This window comes from Amycolatopsis sp. NBC_01488 (assembly GCF_036227105.1).
In the GTDB taxonomy this organism is placed as follows: domain Bacteria; phylum Actinomycetota; class Actinomycetes; order Mycobacteriales; family Pseudonocardiaceae; genus Amycolatopsis.
In genome coordinates this window covers 2668472-2683398 of record NZ_CP109434.1, presented here as the reverse complement: position 1 = coordinate 2683398, position 14927 = coordinate 2668472, and the positions used below count along the sequence as shown (strand labels likewise).

The 14927-nt window shown below is 71.1% G+C and carries 15 protein-coding genes; 6 read left to right on the top strand and 9 right to left on the bottom strand.

What is annotated here, in order from left to right:
• Positions 1-9: 9 nt before the first annotated feature.
• Positions 10-2049: a hypothetical protein gene (locus tag OG738_RS12920; RefSeq protein ID WP_329053896.1), complete on the bottom strand. Its 2040-nt coding sequence runs from the start codon at positions 2047-2049 to the stop codon at positions 10-12.
• A 123-nt stretch (positions 2050-2172) separates the two neighbouring features.
• Here OG738_RS12920 and OG738_RS12915 point away from each other — a divergent pair, with 123 nt between their 5' ends.
• From OG738_RS12915 to OG738_RS12905, 3 genes are read left to right on the top strand one after another with little or no spacing between them, the layout of a single operon-like run.
• Positions 2173-3087 (top strand): sugar kinase, encoded by a 915-nt coding sequence (locus OG738_RS12915; protein ID WP_329053895.1) that lies wholly within the window; start codon positions 2173-2175, stop codon positions 3085-3087.
• Positions 3084-3701 carry a bifunctional 4-hydroxy-2-oxoglutarate aldolase/2-dehydro-3-deoxy-phosphogluconate aldolase gene (locus OG738_RS12910; RefSeq protein ID WP_329053894.1) on the top strand — a complete coding sequence of 206 codons (618 nt, stop codon included), beginning with the start codon at positions 3084-3086 and terminating at the stop codon, positions 3699-3701. Before OG738_RS12915 ends, OG738_RS12910 begins: the two co-directional genes overlap by 4 nt.
• Positions 3694-4698 carry a lactonase family protein gene (locus tag OG738_RS12905; protein WP_329053893.1) on the top strand — a complete coding sequence of 335 codons (1005 nt, stop codon included), beginning with the start codon at positions 3694-3696 and terminating at the stop codon, positions 4696-4698. Before OG738_RS12910 ends, OG738_RS12905 begins: the two co-directional genes overlap by 8 nt.
• On the opposite strand, the gene OG738_RS12900 is transcribed toward OG738_RS12905, so the two are convergent.
• The 4 genes from OG738_RS12900 to OG738_RS12885 are packed head-to-tail and all read right to left on the bottom strand — an operon-like array spanning position 4650 to position 9748.
• Complete coding sequence (locus OG738_RS12900; RefSeq protein WP_329053892.1) at positions 4650-6701, bottom strand: alpha-galactosidase; 2052 nt, start codon at positions 6699-6701, stop codon at positions 4650-4652. The two genes, OG738_RS12905 and OG738_RS12900, sit on opposite strands and share 49 nt — an antisense overlap.
• 14 nt (positions 6702-6715) lie before the next feature.
• Positions 6716-7534 carry a carbohydrate ABC transporter permease gene (locus OG738_RS12895; RefSeq protein ID WP_329053890.1) on the bottom strand — a complete coding sequence of 273 codons (819 nt, stop codon included), beginning with the start codon at positions 7532-7534 and terminating at the stop codon, positions 6716-6718.
• The gene (locus tag OG738_RS12890) at positions 7531-8448 is read right to left on the bottom strand and encodes a carbohydrate ABC transporter permease (protein ID WP_329053889.1); all 918 of its coding nucleotides are present in this window, start codon (positions 8446-8448) and stop codon (positions 7531-7533) included. The genes OG738_RS12895 and OG738_RS12890 overlap by 4 nt, the downstream gene beginning before the upstream one ends.
• A gap of 1 nt (position 8449) precedes the next feature.
• On the bottom strand, positions 8450-9748 hold the full coding sequence (locus OG738_RS12885) for an ABC transporter substrate-binding protein (protein ID WP_329053888.1): 1299 nt from the start codon (positions 9746-9748) through the stop codon (positions 8450-8452).
• Positions 9749-9908: 160 nt separating this feature from the next.
• On the opposite strand from OG738_RS12885, the gene OG738_RS12880 reads away from it, so the two are divergent.
• The 3 genes from OG738_RS12880 to OG738_RS12870 all read left to right on the top strand — a co-directional run bounded on the left by OG738_RS12880 (position 9909) and on the right by OG738_RS12870 (position 12069).
• Positions 9909-10607, top strand: coding sequence for a FadR/GntR family transcriptional regulator (locus OG738_RS12880; protein ID WP_329053887.1), 699 nt, complete (start codon positions 9909-9911; stop codon positions 10605-10607).
• Positions 10608-10684: 77 nt separating this feature from the next.
• A complete protein-coding gene (locus tag OG738_RS12875) occupies positions 10685-11461 on the top strand; it encodes an inositol monophosphatase family protein (protein ID WP_329053885.1) in 777 nt (258 codons plus the stop codon).
• Positions 11458-12069 (top strand): NAD(P)-dependent oxidoreductase, encoded by a 612-nt coding sequence (locus OG738_RS12870; protein WP_329053883.1) that lies wholly within the window; start codon positions 11458-11460, stop codon positions 12067-12069. Before OG738_RS12875 ends, OG738_RS12870 begins: the two co-directional genes overlap by 4 nt.
• Before the next feature lie 36 nt (positions 12070-12105).
• Here OG738_RS12870 and OG738_RS12865 read toward each other — a convergent pair whose 3' ends face one another.
• Genes OG738_RS12865 through OG738_RS12850 form a run of 4 tightly spaced genes read right to left on the bottom strand, consistent with a single transcriptional unit; the run spans position 12106 to position 14868 of the window.
• Positions 12106-13008 (bottom strand): LysR family transcriptional regulator, encoded by a 903-nt coding sequence (locus OG738_RS12865; RefSeq protein ID WP_329053881.1) that lies wholly within the window; start codon positions 13006-13008, stop codon positions 12106-12108.
• Between the two features lie 13 nt (positions 13009-13021).
• A complete protein-coding gene (locus OG738_RS12860; RefSeq protein WP_329053879.1) occupies positions 13022-13618 on the bottom strand; it encodes a TetR/AcrR family transcriptional regulator in 597 nt (198 codons plus the stop codon).
• Between the two features lie 34 nt (positions 13619-13652).
• Positions 13653-14366 carry a hypothetical protein gene (locus tag OG738_RS12855; protein WP_329053877.1) on the bottom strand — a complete coding sequence of 238 codons (714 nt, stop codon included), beginning with the start codon at positions 14364-14366 and terminating at the stop codon, positions 13653-13655.
• The gene (locus OG738_RS12850; protein WP_329053876.1) at positions 14359-14868 is read right to left on the bottom strand and encodes a SigE family RNA polymerase sigma factor; all 510 of its coding nucleotides are present in this window, start codon (positions 14866-14868) and stop codon (positions 14359-14361) included. The genes OG738_RS12855 and OG738_RS12850 overlap by 8 nt, the downstream gene beginning before the upstream one ends.
• Positions 14869-14927: the final 59 nt, after the last annotated feature.

Here is a 14927-nt window from a genome sequence, read left to right as displayed (position 1 = left end):
TCCTGATTCCTAGAACTTCGCTACGTGGACATGGTCGTCCGGCCCGCGGGCGGCGAACCACAGCGACGCGCCGTCGGACGCGGCGCCGAGGGTTCCCACGATGCTCCCGCTCGGGTACGCCGGCCGCTTGAACCAGCCGGCCCAGGAGCCGGACCACTCGTTGGCCCACAGCGAGTAGTCGCTCGCGGACGCGGTGAGCGCGACCTTCGCGCCGACCGCGACCAGCGTCGGGCTGCTGCTGACCGTCCCGCCGATGGACGTCCAGTCCGACCAGGTGTCGCCGGTCTTCGTGCGTGCCCAGACGCTGTCGTCGGCGGTGCGGACCGCGACGACTGTGCCGCTGGTGGACGTCGCCGCGCCGGGACGGCCGTAGATCGGCTTGCCGCCGGGTGCGCCCAGACCGGACCACTGACCGGCGCTGGTCCGCTGCCAGACCTGGCCGTCGGCGCCGCGGACGAAGACCGCGCCATCGCTCGTGACGGACGGCGAATCGGTCAGCGTCCCGCCGAGCCGCTTCCAGTTGCCCCACTTCTTGGTGAAACTGCGCTGGTAGAGAGCGTTGTCGAGACCGCGGACGTACACGTCGATGCCGGTGGCCGTGGCGACCGCGGCTGGCTGGCCGAGGAATTCGCCGCCGACCTGGCGCGGCCCGTCGAGGCCCTTGACCTGCAGGGACCCGCTCTGGTCACGGAAGAACGCCACGGTCTTGCCGCCGGCGCGGACGATCGCCGGGCTGGCGGACGCGGTGCCGCCGAGGTCGTCGCCCGGGACGAGGTCGGTGCCGTGCAGGCGGAGGAACGCGGTGCCGTGCGCGGGAACCGTGACGGTGTACGAGCCGGTCGCGCTGCCGCGGTCGGCCCTCGCTCGAAGGTCGCGAACGGACACCCGGCTCTCGAGCCCGGCGTCGGCGAAGTTCAGCGTCATCCGCGTCGGCGTCTCACCGCGGTTGAGCAGCACGACCGCGCGGTCGCCGTCGCGGGAGAGCACCTTGCTGTAGGTGTCGGTGGTCCCGGTCGTCGCGACGCGCACGCCCTGGACGCCGAGGCGGTCCTGGTTGACGCCGACGATTTCCGGGTTCTTCAGCGTGCTGATCATCGACGCCGGGAGCGTGCGCGGGTCCGAGCCGAGGATCAGCGGGGAGGCCATCTCCGCCCACATGACGAACTGGGTGGTCGACTCCTCCTCGTTCAGCTCGTAGGTGCCCTGTTCGGTCTTGCGCATCGGGATGAGGTAGTCGGGGTCGTTGTAGTGGCCCGGCCCGTTCGCTTCGGGGTGCGCGGCGTTGGCGTCCAGGTTGCGCAGGACGTCGGTCCAGATGCCCTGGTACGGCGTGCCGAACGCGATGTCCGTGCTGGTGCGCCAGGAGTCGGCGACGAGCGGGCCGTAGCTGTAGGCGATGCCGGCGACCTGGTCGGGCCCGTGCGGGACGCCCCACTCGTCGGTGACCGGGTTGCAGACGTTCAGCACCATCGGACGGCCCGCCTTGGCGAGGGCCTTGCTGAACTGCGTGAACGCGTCGGCGGGCTTGAGGTTCTGGGCGATGCCGCAGAGGAAGTCGACCTTGACGGCGTCGAACTTCCAGCTGGCGAACCGCTTGGTGTCCTGCGCGTAGTAACCACCGGAGCCGGCCGCGCAGTTCTTGCCGTCGGAGGCGCCCGCGTCGGTGTAGATGCCGGCTTTCAGGCCTTTACCGTGCAGGTAGGTGACCAAAGTGGACAGTCCACTCGGGAACTTGGTGCGGTCCTCGTGGAGGTTGCCCTGGGCGTCGCGCGGGTCCGGGGCGGTCCAGCCGCCGTCGATCCAGACGTAGCGGTAGCCGGCGTCGCGCAGGCCGCTGGAGACGAGGAAGTCCGCGACGGACTTGACCGACGCCTCACTGGGCGCGCCGAGGCCGTAGTAGGTGTTCCAGCCCATGTACGGGGTCTTCGCGAGCCCGCTGTCGTAGTAGTCGGGAGCGCCTTGGTCTACCGCCGGCGTGGCCTGCGCGGGAGCCGAGGTGAACGCGGCTGCGACCGCGGCGACCACCGCGAGGGATCTCTTCAGAAGCATGTTGCCGGACACCCTTCTTCGTTGAAACAGCGTCGAGCGAAGCCGGGAGCAGCATGCCGGGGTGTCTCGGCTTCCGTCAAGAATAAATCCTAAATTAAGATTTCACGCGCTATGCTCTCCCCGATGAAGACCGAAGTCGTCACCCTCGGCGAGACGATGCGGCTGCTGCTCGCCGAGCCCGGCGTCGCGCTGCGGCGCGCCCGCACCTTCACGTCGTCCGTCGCCGGTGCCGAGACGAACGTCGCCGTCGGCCTGGCCCGGCTCGGCCACCGCGTCCGCTGGCTGAGCCGCGTCGGCGACGATCCGTCCGGCGCGCACGTGCTCGCGACCCTGCGCGCGGACGACGTCGACGTCTCGCGCGTCGAAGTCGATCCGGACGCGTACACCGGGTTCCTGATCAGGGACACCGAGACGGTCGAATACCACCGAAGCGGCTCCGCTGCTTCGCGCCTTTCGGCTGCGTACGTGCGCGAAGCGGGTCTCGACGGCGCTCGACTCGTCCACGTCTCGGGCATCACGGCGATGCTGTCCTCCGACGCGCGCGAAGCCGTCGAGACACTCTTCGCGCTCGCACGCGCTTCGGGCGCCTGGGTGTCCTTCGACCCGAACGTCCGGCTGAAGCTCGCGAAGCCGGATCGCTGGCGCGAGACGGTCGGACCGCTGCTGACCAGGGCGGATCTGGTCTTCACCGGCGAAGACGAACTCGAACTGCTGGGGCAGGCCCCGGAAGCGCTGCTCGCCGGCCGGGCGCAGACGGTCGTCGTCAAGCAGCGGGACAAGGTCGCGCGGGCGGTGACGGCTGCCGGCTCATGGTCGCAGCCGAGCCTGGTCACGCGGATTGTCGACCCGGTCGGGGCGGGTGACGCGCTGACGTCGGGGTACCTCTCGGCGTGGCTGCGGGGCGCGTCGCCGGACGAGGCACTGCGGGCGGGCGCGGCCTGCGCGGCGCTGGTCGTCGGCACGCGGACCGACCTGGAAGGCCTGCCCGACCGGGGCGAACTCAGCAAGGCACTGCTCGGCACGGAGGTGGACCGATGACCTATCGCTGGGAGATCACGGCGAACGCGGTGCGCCAGGGCGTCGTCGGAATCGTGCGCACGCACGACGCGGAGTCGGCGGTTTCGGCGGCCCGCGCGGCTATCGAAGCGGGGCTGCGCTCGATCGAACTGCCGCTGACGAACCCGGGCGCGCTCGACGCGATTTCGGGGCTGTCCGCGGCGTACCCGGACGCGACGATCGGCGCCGGCACGGTGCTCGACGAGGCGTCGGCGGTGCTGGCGATCCGTGCGGGCGCGCGGTTCCTGGTGTCGCCTTCGGTGGACGCGGCGGTGATCCGTACCGCGCACCGGTACGGCGCGGCGGCGTTCCCGGGCGCGGGCTCGGTGACCGAAATCGTGCGGGCGCTGGAAGAAGGCGCCGACGCGGTGAAGGTGTTCCCCGCGTCCGCGCTGACGCCGTCGTGGGTGAAGGACGTGCGGGCGGCGCTCCCGCAGGCGCCGCTGGTGCCCACCGGCGGCATCGGCCCGGAAGACGTGCCAGGCTGGCTGGCGGCGGGCGCGGTGGCGTGCGGGGTCGGCTCCGCGCTGACCCGCGGCACCACCGCGGAGATCGCCGCCCGGGTCGAGACGCTGTTGAGGAGCGCGCATGGCTGAGCTGGTCTTCGTCGGGTGCTACACCGGCGACGCGGGGAACGGTACCGGGATCACGACCTTCTCCCGGTCCGCTTCCGGTTCGCTGACCGAAGTGGCTTCGCTGCCGCTCGAGTCGCCGTCGTGGCTCGTGCGGCACCCGTCGTTGCCGGTGCTGTACGCGGCGAACGAGACGGCCTCCGGCGCGGTCACGGCGCTTTCGATGTCGCCTTCGGGAGCGTTGTCGGTGCTGGGCACGGCCGAGACGGGCGGCGCGCACCCGTGTCACCTCGCGGTGACGCCGGACGGCCGGTTCCTGTTGTGCGCCAACTACACCGGCGGCAGTCTGGCGGTGTTCTCGCTGTCTTCTTCGGGTGCGCTGGAGTCTCGGACCGCGCTGGTGCAGCACACCGGCAGCGGCCCCGACGCCGATCGGCAGGAGGCGGCGCACGTCCACATGGCGGTCCCGTCGGCCGATTCGACGGTGGTGAGCGCGGTCGACCTGGGCACGGACGAGATCCGCAGCTACACGCTCGCTTCCGACGGTTCGCTCGAGGCGCTGGCGGTCTCGTCGCTGCCGCCGGGCACGGGGCCGCGCCAGCTGGTGCGGCGGCCGGGGACGGACCTGGCGTACGTCGTCGGGGAGCTGGCCGGGACGCTGGTGACGGTCCGGGAGACGTCCCCGGGCGCGTTCGACGTCGTCGCTTCGACCGCGTCGACGCTGTCTTCGGTGACGCCGAACCTGGTGGCCCACCTGGAGCTGGCCGGCTCACGCATGTACGTGTCGAACCGCGGCCCGGACTGCGTGACGGAGTTCGCCCTCGACGACGCGGCCGCGGTGGCCGACCAGCCGTGCGGCGCGAACCCGCGGCACTTCGCCCTGGTGGACGGGACTTGTTACGTCGCGGCCCAGTCGGAGGATGCGATCACGGCATTCACGCTGACGGCGTCGGGTGAGGCGGAGCTGCGCTACTACCCGACCGGGTCACCGACGTTCGTGTTGCCGGTCTCGCTGCCCTGACGCCGCAGGATCACGACGTCGGCGTCGTGGTCGGTGGTCCAGTCGAACGGGAGGCCCGCGTACTTCAGGTGCACCCCCGAGTACCGTGCCCCGGAATCGTCCACATAAGACGATTCCGGGCACACTCCGAGACGTACTCGCGTAGACCGGCCCGGCACCAGCGGTGCACCCGTGAGCGGTCCGGTGCTCCACGCCAGCACGACCACCGTGTCGCCGTCCGCCGAGGTGTACTGGGTCGCCGCCGTCGACTCGGAAGGGCCGTGCAGGACCCGGGCCTCGCCGTGGTGGAGCACGCCGCGGATCGACTTGTACAGAGAAATCAGCGAAGCCGCCTCCGCGAGCTGGTGGGTAGGCCAGCGCGAGAGGTCCGCGCCGATCCCCAGCACGCCCGCCATCGCCGTGACGAACCGGAACCGCAGCGACCGCGGCCGCGGGTCGAAGACGCCCGGGGAGTCCGTCACCCACGAACTCATCAGGTGCGGCGCGTGCATCAGCAGGAACCCGTCCTGGATCGTGAGGCGGTCCAGCGGACCCGTGTTGTCACTCGGCCAGACGACGTCCGTGCGGGCCACCGTCGCCAGGTCCGTGCGGCCGCCGCCGCCCGCGCACGCCTCGATCGTGACGTGGGGATGGTGCGAACGCAGGTGGTCCAACACCGAGATGTAGCCCGCGACGTGCTCGGCGTCCAGGTCCGCGAACGGCGAGCCCGGGCGGCCGCGTTCCGTGGGCGGCCGGTTCATGTCCCACTTCAGGTACGAGATCGGATACGCCGACAGCAGTGTGTCCAAAGTGGACTTGACGAACGCGACCACCTCGGGAAGACCCAGATCGAGCAGCAGCTGGTTCCGGATCAGCGTCGCCGGGCGGCCGTCGATGCGGTACACCCAGTCGGGGTGCGCGGCGTACAGACGTGACTTGGGGCTGACCGCCTCCGGCTCGACCCACAGCCCGAACTCCAGGCCCAGCTCCCGGACCGAGTCGACGAAGGAGCCGAAGGACTCCTCCGCGGGGGTCCAGTCGCCGAGGCCGCCGGTGTCGTCGTCGCGGCCGGTGAACCAGCCGTCGTCGACGACGAACAACTCGACGCCGATGTCCGCCGCCCGTTTCGCCAGCTCGAGTTGGTGCGCGCTCCGGACGTCGAAGCCGGTCGCTTCCCAGGAGTTGTAGAGCACCGGGCGCGGGCGCCGCCACCGTGCACCGGCCAGCACGCGGTCGTAGTGGTGCCACACGGACGCCAGCCCGGCGATTCCGTCCACACTGGACGCCAGCGCGACCGCCGGCGTCGTCAGCGAAGCGCCTGGTTCCAACAGGACCGGGCCTGGCGAAGGCAGCCGGCCCGCTCGGATGCGCGTCAAGCCCGAAGGTTCGACATCCGCCTCGATCGACCACGAGCCCGGCCACTCCAGCGAGACGCCCCAGGCGGGGCCGCCGGAAGCGTCTTGCACCGCGAGCCACGGCACGTGCGCGTGACCCGGGACGCCGAACCGGCTCTCCATCCGGAACCCGCCGGCCGGCAGCTCCAGCGAGCGCCGGGTGAACTCCTGCGACCACTGCCCGGTCAAGTACGTCAGCCGGGCGCCGGACACTGTCGGCACGCAGACGCCCGCCGAGCCCAGCCGGTCGAACTCCAGCGTCGACGAACCCGTGTTCTCGAACTCGACCCACCGCGTGAGCACATCCGTTTCGGGCACCGGGCGATAGCAGAGCACCGCGCGGAGCCCGGTCAGCTCGTCGAGGAAAGCCAACCTCAAAGAGTCGCCGGAAGACGCGGAGTCGAACCGCCACCACGAACCGCCGCGCACCGAGACGTCCGCGCCGGAGAACGGGCGCAGGCCCAGCGGGGCGTACTCCACCGGCGCCGCGTCGGCCTCGGTGATGAAGTGCACCGCGCCCGCGTTCGTGAACACCGACGGCCCGTCCTCGACCCCGGACGGCCCCCATGCGACGAGTTCCGCCCATCGAGAAGAGGGGTCCATCGCCACGGTGTACGAAGTGGACTTCATGGACAAGGTCCACGTCACTTGATCGCCCCGATCGCGAGTCCGGAGATGAAGTGCTTCTGGAACCGCAGGAACACCGCGACCGTCGGCACCGCGGCGATCACCGAGCCGGCCGCGATGACGTTCCAGTTCGACACGTACTGCCCCTGCAGCCCGAGCAGCGCCGGCGTCACCGGCATCACCGTCCCGGTGCGCAGCACGGTGATCGACCACAGCAGGTCGTTGAACGTCCAGGTGAACGCCAGCGCGCCGAGCGCGGCCAGCGCCGGACGCGTCATCGGCAGGATGATCCGCCAGAAGATCTGCGCGACGCCGGCGCCGTCGATCAACGCCGCCTGCTGGATCTCGCCCGGGATCGACCGCATGAACCCCTGCAGCACGAACGTGTAGAACCCGAGCCCGAAGCCGACCTGCACGACGATCAGCGCCGTCAGCGTGTCGTAGATGCCCAGCAGCTCGGCCAGCTTCGCCACCGGCACCAGCAGGATCTGCGGCGGCAGCAGGTTTCCGGACAGCATCACCAGGATGATCGTGCGGCGGAACGGGATGTCGTACCGGCTCAGCGCGAACGCCGCCACCGAACTCAGCAGCAGCGCGAGCAGCACGGTCGGGATGGTGACGAGCAGGCTGTTCAGCATCGCGTGCCCGCCACCGCCGTCGCCCCACGCCTGCCCGAAACCGTCCAAAGTGAACGACGCCGGCAGCGCGCCGAGGCCGTTCGACGCGATGTCCGAAAAGGACCGCACGCTCGTCGTCAGCACCAGCAGGATCGGCAGCAGCCACAGCACCGAGAGCCCGCCCGCGAGCAGGTGGAACCCGGCGGTCCGCGTCTTCACGAGTCCTCCCGGAACGCGCGCACGAGGTAGGTCACGATCACGCCGAACGCCAGCACGAAGATCACCACGGCCAGCGCGGACGCGTAGCCCAAGCGCAGCGACTGGAACGCCGTCGCGTACATGTACGTGCTCAGCACCTCTGACGAGTGGTACGGGCCGCCCTTCGTCATCGACCAGATGACGTCGAACGACCGCAGCGAGTCGATGATGATCACCGACAGCACGACGGAGTTGACGCTGCGCAGCTGGGGCCACGTCACGTTGCGGAACTGCTGCCACGCCGTGGCACCGTCCAATTTGGCCGCTTCGTACAGCGCCGGGTCGATGCCCTTGAGCCCGGCCAGGTACAGCACCATCACGTACCCGAGCTGCCGCCACAGCGCCGGGACGAGCACCGCGTACAGCGCCGTCTTCGGGTCGGCCAGCCAGGCGTGCTGCCAGCTGCCGAGGCCGACGGCGCCGAGCACCTTGTTGACGACGCCGTCCGGCTGGTAGCTCACCTGCCAGATCAACGACGTCGCGACCAGCGAAAACACCACCGGCGTGAACAGCGCGGCCCGGTAGAAGCCGACGCCGCGACGCTCCTTCTGCAGCAGCGTCGCCAGCGCGAGCCCGCCGACGGCCGAGAGGCCACCGAAGAGCACGAGCCAGATCACCGTGTCGAGCGCGGCGGTCTTGAAGATGTCGTCGGAGAACATCTCGGCGAAGTTCCCGGCGCCGACGAACGTGGGCGCCGAGACGCCGTCCCAGTTCGTCAGCGCGAGGTAGAACCCCTGCAACGCGGGCCAGAACACCCAGAACCCCTCGACGACCAGGGGCACCAGGACGAACGCCAGCAGCACCGGAGAAAATCGGCGAGGACGCTTGGGGGCCCGCGCCGCGGTCTTCGGCCGGTCGGCGGTCAGCACCGCCATCTCAGGACTGCCAGACCTTCTGCGCGGCGGTCTGCCAGTCGCTCAGGATCGAGTCCAGCTCGGTGGGCTTCTGGATGAACCGGATCAACGCGGCGTCGGCGGTCGGCTGCAGCGCGTCGGAGGAGTCGCGGTTGAAGAACTGCGTGATCTCCTTGGCGTCGGCGAGCATCTTGCGTCCCTTTTGGACCAGCGGGGTGCCGTTGTCCTTGGCGGTCGGGTTGGTCGGCAGGACCGTGCCGGAGGAGTTCTTGATGTAGAGCTCCTGCGCTTCGGCCGTCGCGACGTACTTGAACCATTCCTTGACTTCGGCGACGTGCGGGGTGCGCGCGCTGGCGAAGAAGCCGTCGGTCGGGCCCTCCTCGGCCACCGGCACCGCCGGGTCGAGGATCGGGAACTGGAAGAAGTCGAGGTCGCCGAGCGCGTCCTTCGGGGCGGCGTCGGCGAAGAACGTGCCGGTCAGGACCATGCCGGTGCGGCCCTGCAGCAGCACGGTCGTGGCGTCCTGGAACGCGATCGCGGTGCCGTTCGGGTCGAAGTACGGCAGCGCCTGGCGCCACGGGTCGAAGATCTTCTTGACGCGCGGGTCGTCGAACCGCCGCTTGCCGGCGAGCAGCTCGCGGTGGAAGGGCGCGCCGTTGATCCGGATGTTCAGGTAGTCGAACCACGCCGACGCGGTCCACGGCGTGGTGCCGCCCGCACCGAGGCCGATCGGCGCGATTCCCTTGCCCTTCACCGTTTCGCACAGCGCGAGGAACTCGGTCCAGTTCGTCGGCGGTCGCACGCCCCACTTCGCGAAGTTCGACTTCCGGTAGAAGAAGCCCCACCAGTAGTAGGACGTCGGGACGAAGACCTGGTGCCCGGCGCCGTCGCCGGAGAGGGCCCGGAACGCGGCGCTGTAGTCGCCCATCGTCTGCCAGACATCGCCGACGTCGAGCAGCAGGCCCTTGCGCGCGTAGCCGGACAGCAGCGAACCCGGGTACCACGTGTAGGTGTCCGGCGGGGTGGCCGCGGTGAGGTAGCTGGGCAGCTGGGTGCGGAAGGTCTCCGACGCGACGGTGTTGACCGTCGCCGTCGCGCCGCCCTTCGCGCCGAACGCCTTGGCCAGGGCCTCGATCGCCTTCTTCGCCTCGGGCGAGGACAGGTTCGACTGGACGGTGACCGCGCCCGCGGCCTGCTTGACCGGGCCGGTGTTCGCGGAAGTGGCGCAGGCGGCGAGGAAGCTGCCCGAGCCGACGGCGCCCAGCCCGGCCAGGCTCGCGTTGCGCAGGAAACGACGGCGGGACAGGCCTGCACTCGTCATGTCGTGACCCCTTTGTCGGTGGCGCCCGCTCGGGCGTGACTGCTGCCAAAGAGTGCAACCGGGCGACGCCGGTGTCAAGATGTATTCATAATTTATGACGACTTCGTGTGCGGCGTAGGATGGCTCCGATCACGACCTGCCAGCTGAGAGGGCCCCTCCATTGACCGAACACCGGCCACGCGGGTTGCACGGCCAGACCGTGGAGGCACTGGCCAGCCGGATCCTCTCCGACGAGTGGGGCGAGGGCACCGTCCTGGACCTGCCCGCGCTGCGCGAGGAGCTCGACATCAGCCTGACCGCGCTGCGCGAAGCCCTGAAGGTGCTGGCCGCGAAGGGGATGATCGACGCGCGGCAGAAGCGCGGCACGTTCGTCCAGCCGCGCGAGCTGTGGAACATGCTCGACGCCGACGTCATGCGCTGGCAGACCGCGGCCGCCGACGACCCGGGCCTGCTCGACGAGCTGACCGAGGTGCGCACCGTCGTCGAACCGGCGGCGGCGCGGATCGCGGCCGAGAGGGCGTCGGAGGAGGACGTCGAATCGCTGCGGGAGGCACTGGCCGACATGGCCGCGGCCGACGACGCCGAGGCGAGCGTCCAGGCCGACCTCGCGTTCCACCGGCGGCTGATGACCGCCACCCACAACAACTTCCTGATGCGGATGGAACGGATCATCGCGATCGGGCTGGCCGAGCGCGACAAGCTGGTGCACGGGGCGTCGGCGGCGGAGGACCCGGTGCCGAGCCACCGGAAGGTGCTCGACGCGATCGTCGCCGGCGATCCCACGGCGGCGGAGCAGGCGATGCTCGCCCTCGTCACGAAGTCCCGCGACGACCTGGCGAAGGCGCAGCGGAAGGACTGAGACAACTGCGCGGCGGTAACTCGTCGATTAAGTAGATTGCATTTGAATCAGGCTGCCGGTCGTGCCGTAATGGCTTCATGACCAACGACAACGTGCTGACGCTGATGGTTCAGGCGGCCGAGAAGGCCGGGCTGGCTTTGCTCGCTTCGTACGACCCGGCGAGCCGGCCGCCCGGCCGGGCGGCGATGTACGAGCTCGGCACCCAGCTCGAAGCGACCTCGACGACGATCGTGCGTGAGGCGCTCGACGGCGCCGTGCCCGGCGTGGACTGGTGGGACGAAGACGAGCGCGGCCGGGTCGTGCCGCCGGGGCGGTGGTGGGTGGTCGACGGCGCCGAAGGCGCGGTCAACCACGTGCACGGCCTGCCGGAGTGGGGCGTGACGATCACGCTGGTGACGGACGGGCAGCCGGAGCGGACCGTCGTCCGCCGGCCGATCGGTGACCTGACGTGGACGGCGGCGCGCGGGCAGGGAGCGCGTCTCAACGGAGAACTGTTGCGCGTGTCGGCCAAGACGGACCTTTCGGCGGCAGCGGTGACGGCCAGCCAGGCGGGCAACGACCGTGGTGTTTACGAGCGGTTCGCGAGTGCGTTCGTCGAGATGGCTTCGCGGGCGTTGCTGGTGCGCAACACGATCCCGACGGTGTTTCCGTTGCTGGGCCTGACTTCCGGGCAGTACGACGTGTTCTGGCAGTACGAACCCGACCTGCCGGGTACGGCGGCCGGGTCCCTGCTGGCCGGGGAAGCGGGCGCGATCGTCACGGACCTGGCGGGTTCGGCTTGGGACGTCAACGCGGCCGACATCCTCGTCGCCGCACCGGGTTTGCACGCCTCGGCGCTCGAGGTGCTGCGATGAGCCGGGTGGCGGTGCTCGGCGCTTCGGGCGCGGTGGGCAGCGAGCTGGTGCGGCAGGCGCTTTCGCGCGGGCACGAGGTGGTGGCCATCAGCCGTCGCCCTTCGCCGGCTCCCGCCGAGCGGCTGACGCCGATCGCGGCCGACGTCCACGACGCCACCGGGATCGCGGATGCGTTGCGGGGCAGTGAAACCGTGCTCGACGCGCTGGGCTTGCGGAAGGGTGACCCGCCGGGCGTGCTGACGGCCGGGGCTCGTGCGGTCGTGGCCGCGGCGCCGTCGCGTGCGGTGTCCGTCGGGGCGTTGGGGACCGGGCCCTCCGCGGGGGCGGCGGGCTGGCTGACCCGCACTCTGCTGGCACGCTTCTTGAAGGACGAACTGCCGGACAAGACGAGCGCGGACGCGGCGATCCTCGGCATGGGCGGGACGGTGGTCCACGTGGGCCCGATGAAGACCGGCCCGATCAGCCCGACCCGGCGCTCGGTGCGAGTCGGCGAAGTGCCCCGCCGCCTGTTCCCGTCGACGATCAGCCACGCGACGGTGGCGGCGGCGATGCTCGACGCGGCGGAAGACGGGCCGCGCGGGGAAGTGCTGGTGGCACTGCCCACCTGAGGTCGTGAGTGAGAAACAGTGTTAGAACACTGTTTCTCACTCACGACCAGCCGCGGCAGACCCCGTCAGCACGTCCGCCAGCGCCGTCCGGCAGTGGGCGCGCAGCCAGTCGTGGGCCGGGTCGGTGTCGTAGCGGCTGTGCCAGCTCACTACGACCGGGGCCGGCGGCGGGTCCAGCGGCAGCTCCGTCGCCGCCAACCCGATGTCCGCCCGCGCGAGCGCCGTGGCCCGGTCGGCCAGCACTCCCACGACGCCGCTGTGCGCGATCGCCTGCAGGGCCAGCGCCGCCGTCGGGAGGGCTGCCACCACGCGGCGGCGCAGGCCCAGCTCGGCCAGCGCCTTGTCCACGCCGTCGCGCAGCCGTCCCCGTCGCGACACGATCACGTGCTCGGCCGCCGCGAACTCCTCGACGTCCAGGCGCACGCCGGCTCGGCTCACCAGCACCAGGCGGTCCTCGCCGACCACTTCGTGACTGATTTCCGGGGTTGCCGGCACCGTCGCCCCGACCTGCAGGTCGACGTGGCCGCGGGCCAGGTCCGGCGTGTCCACCGGGGCCTCCGCCAGCAGCCGCAGGCCGATGCCGGGCGCCTCCGCCGACGCCGTGCGCAGCAACGCCGGGAACAGCGCCGCCAGCAGCGCGTCGTGACCCTGGATGGTGAACGTGCGCCGCAGCGTCGCCGGGTCGACCGTGCGGGCCGGGGCCAGGACGCGGTTCGCGCGGGCCACCAGCGCCCGCACCTCGTCGCGCATCGCCAGCGCGCGGGGCGTCGGGGTCATCGTGCGGCCGGTGCGGACCAGGATGTCGTCGCCGGTCGTCGCCCGGATCCTGGCCAGCGTGCGGCTCATCGCCGGGGGCGTCAGGTGCAGCCGGTCGGCGGCCGCCTGTACGGAGTTCTCCTCCAGCAGCGCGTCCAGGGCGGTCAGCAGGTTCAGATCCACTCGGCGACAGTAGCTAGGAACCGTCCAGGGCCGCCTGCAACATGCGCGACGCCGCGGCGCGCGGGGCCGGGTCGATCGCGATCAGCGCGTTGACGACCGCGCCGTCGACCAGCGCCACCAGCCGTTCGAGTTCGTCGGGGGAAACCGGCGTGCCCGAGCGCGCGAAGATCTCCGTCAGCAGCTCGTTGAGCTGGACCGACAACGTCCGCATCAGCGGCCGCAGGTACGGGCGGCGACCGGTCGCGACCAGGCGCTCGTACCGCAGCAGCACGGCTTCCGCGTCGGCCTCCGGGTCGTCGGTCTCCGGCCCCAGCAGCATCTCCAGCACCAGGTCGACGGTCGCCTGGACGCCGCGGTTGCGCGTCGCCAGCTCCTCCAGCCGGCGGCGGCCCGTCTCCAGCTCGGCGTTCGAGTGGTGCTCGACGGCCGCCGTGACCAGCTCTTCCAGCGAGTCGAAGTAGTACGTCGTCGAGGCGAGCGGCAGCCCGGCGCGCTCGGCGACCGCCCGGTGCCGGACGGCGTCGAACCCGCCCTCGACGAGCAGCTTCGCGGCGGCCTCGACGAGCGCGGTGCGCCGTCGTTCCCCCTTCGGGGTGGTCGCAGCGGTCATGACCGGTCATTCTGCCAACCGGGCGGACCCGGGCTCAGAACTGGGGCGCGAGAGCGTGCGCGAACGCGGCGACCTGGCTCGCGTACGGTGCCGTCGCCCCGGCCGAAGGCACGCTGACCAGCACCAGCACCCCACCGGACGCGGTGGCCACCTGGGCCGTGACCGCGCCGGCCGGCTGGGACTTGAAGACGACCGGGACGCCCTTCGGGTACAACGCGGCGGACACCTCACCGCCCGGGACCGGGAACCCCGCGGAGCGCGACACCGTCGAACAGGCGCCGCCCGGCACGGCCGGGGTACCGGCGACGTGGCCGGGGAGCTCGCCAGCGAGGGCGGTGGCGAGCTCCCCGTCCACCTGTTCGCACCCGGAGGCGCCTTCGGCCAGCTGGCCGGTCTTCCCGCCCTGGTCACCTCCCTGCCGAGGTGGTGCGGACGAGAAGTTCGGTGACTCCCCACCGACTTCAGGACGTGCCGGGCTCACGCCGGGTTGCCCCGATCCCGGCCCGGACTGCGACGACATCACGCCGTTGCTCGCGGACGTCAGCGACTCGGGGGTACCCCCGGACAGCACTCCGTATGCACCGAACCCGACGACCACCAGCGCCGCGGCGCTCACCCCGGCGGTGATCCGGTTGCGGCGGACGGTCTGGCGGCGGGATTCGCGGACGACGTCGTCCTGCGTGAACGTCGCCGAAGGCGCGTCGCCGGGCGCGGCGGAGAACAACGAGCGCAGCTCCTGCTCATCCATTGGTCTCCACCTCCCGTTCCAGCACCTGCTTGAGGTTCGCCAGCCCGCGCGCGGTCTGGCTCTTCACGTTGCCTTCGCTGCAGCCGAGCTCCGTCGCCGCGCTGGTCACGTCGAGTCCCTCGAAGAACCGCAGGACCAGCACCGCCCGCTGCCGGGGCGGCACTTCCTTCAACGCCGTGAGCAGGTCTTCCCTGGTCGCGACGAGCTCGTCGAGGCCGGGCGAGTCGTCCACCGGCTCCGGCAGCGTCTCGGTCTGCCACTCGCGCCGCCACGGACGCCGCGATTCGTCGATCGACGCCCGCACGAGCGTCTTGCGGACGTACGCGTCGGTCGCCGCGCGATCCCTGATCTTCTTCCACCTCCGGTGCAGCGCGACGAACGCCGTCTGCGCGAGGTCGTCCGCCCGGTGCCAGTCGCCGCAGAGCATGTACGCGGTCCGGCGCACGGCGTCCCGCCTGGCGGCGAAGTACTCCGCGAACTCCTGCTCGTCGCGCTGGTCCACGCGCAGTCGTGCTCCGCTCTGTCGTCGTCGGTGGGTAGGACGGAATCAGGGGCGTCCAC

Coding starts and splice junctions, on each gene's coding strand:
- OG738_RS12920 (WP_329053896.1), bottom strand. CDS start 2,049: ATGCTTCTGAAGAGATCCCTCGCGGTGGTCGCCGCGGTCGCAGCCGCG.
- OG738_RS12915 (WP_329053895.1), top strand. CDS start 2,173: ATGAAGACCGAAGTCGTCACCCTCGGCGAGACGATGCGGCTGCTGCTC.
- OG738_RS12910 (WP_329053894.1), top strand. CDS start 3,084: ATGACCTATCGCTGGGAGATCACGGCGAACGCGGTGCGCCAGGGCGTC.
- OG738_RS12905 (WP_329053893.1), top strand. CDS start 3,694: ATGGCTGAGCTGGTCTTCGTCGGGTGCTACACCGGCGACGCGGGGAAC.
- OG738_RS12900 (WP_329053892.1), bottom strand. CDS start 6,701: ATGAAGTCCACTTCGTACACCGTGGCGATGGACCCCTCTTCTCGATGG.
- OG738_RS12890 (WP_329053889.1), bottom strand. CDS start 8,448: ATGGCGGTGCTGACCGCCGACCGGCCGAAGACCGCGGCGCGGGCCCCC.
- OG738_RS12885 (WP_329053888.1), bottom strand. CDS start 9,748: ATGACGAGTGCAGGCCTGTCCCGCCGTCGTTTCCTGCGCAACGCGAGC.
- OG738_RS12875 (WP_329053885.1), top strand. CDS start 10,685: ATGACCAACGACAACGTGCTGACGCTGATGGTTCAGGCGGCCGAGAAG.
- OG738_RS12870 (WP_329053883.1), top strand. CDS start 11,458: ATGAGCCGGGTGGCGGTGCTCGGCGCTTCGGGCGCGGTGGGCAGCGAG.
- OG738_RS12860 (WP_329053879.1), bottom strand. CDS start 13,618: ATGACCGCTGCGACCACCCCGAAGGGGGAACGACGGCGCACCGCGCTC.
- OG738_RS12855 (WP_329053877.1), bottom strand. CDS start 14,366: ATGGATGAGCAGGAGCTGCGCTCGTTGTTCTCCGCCGCGCCCGGCGAC.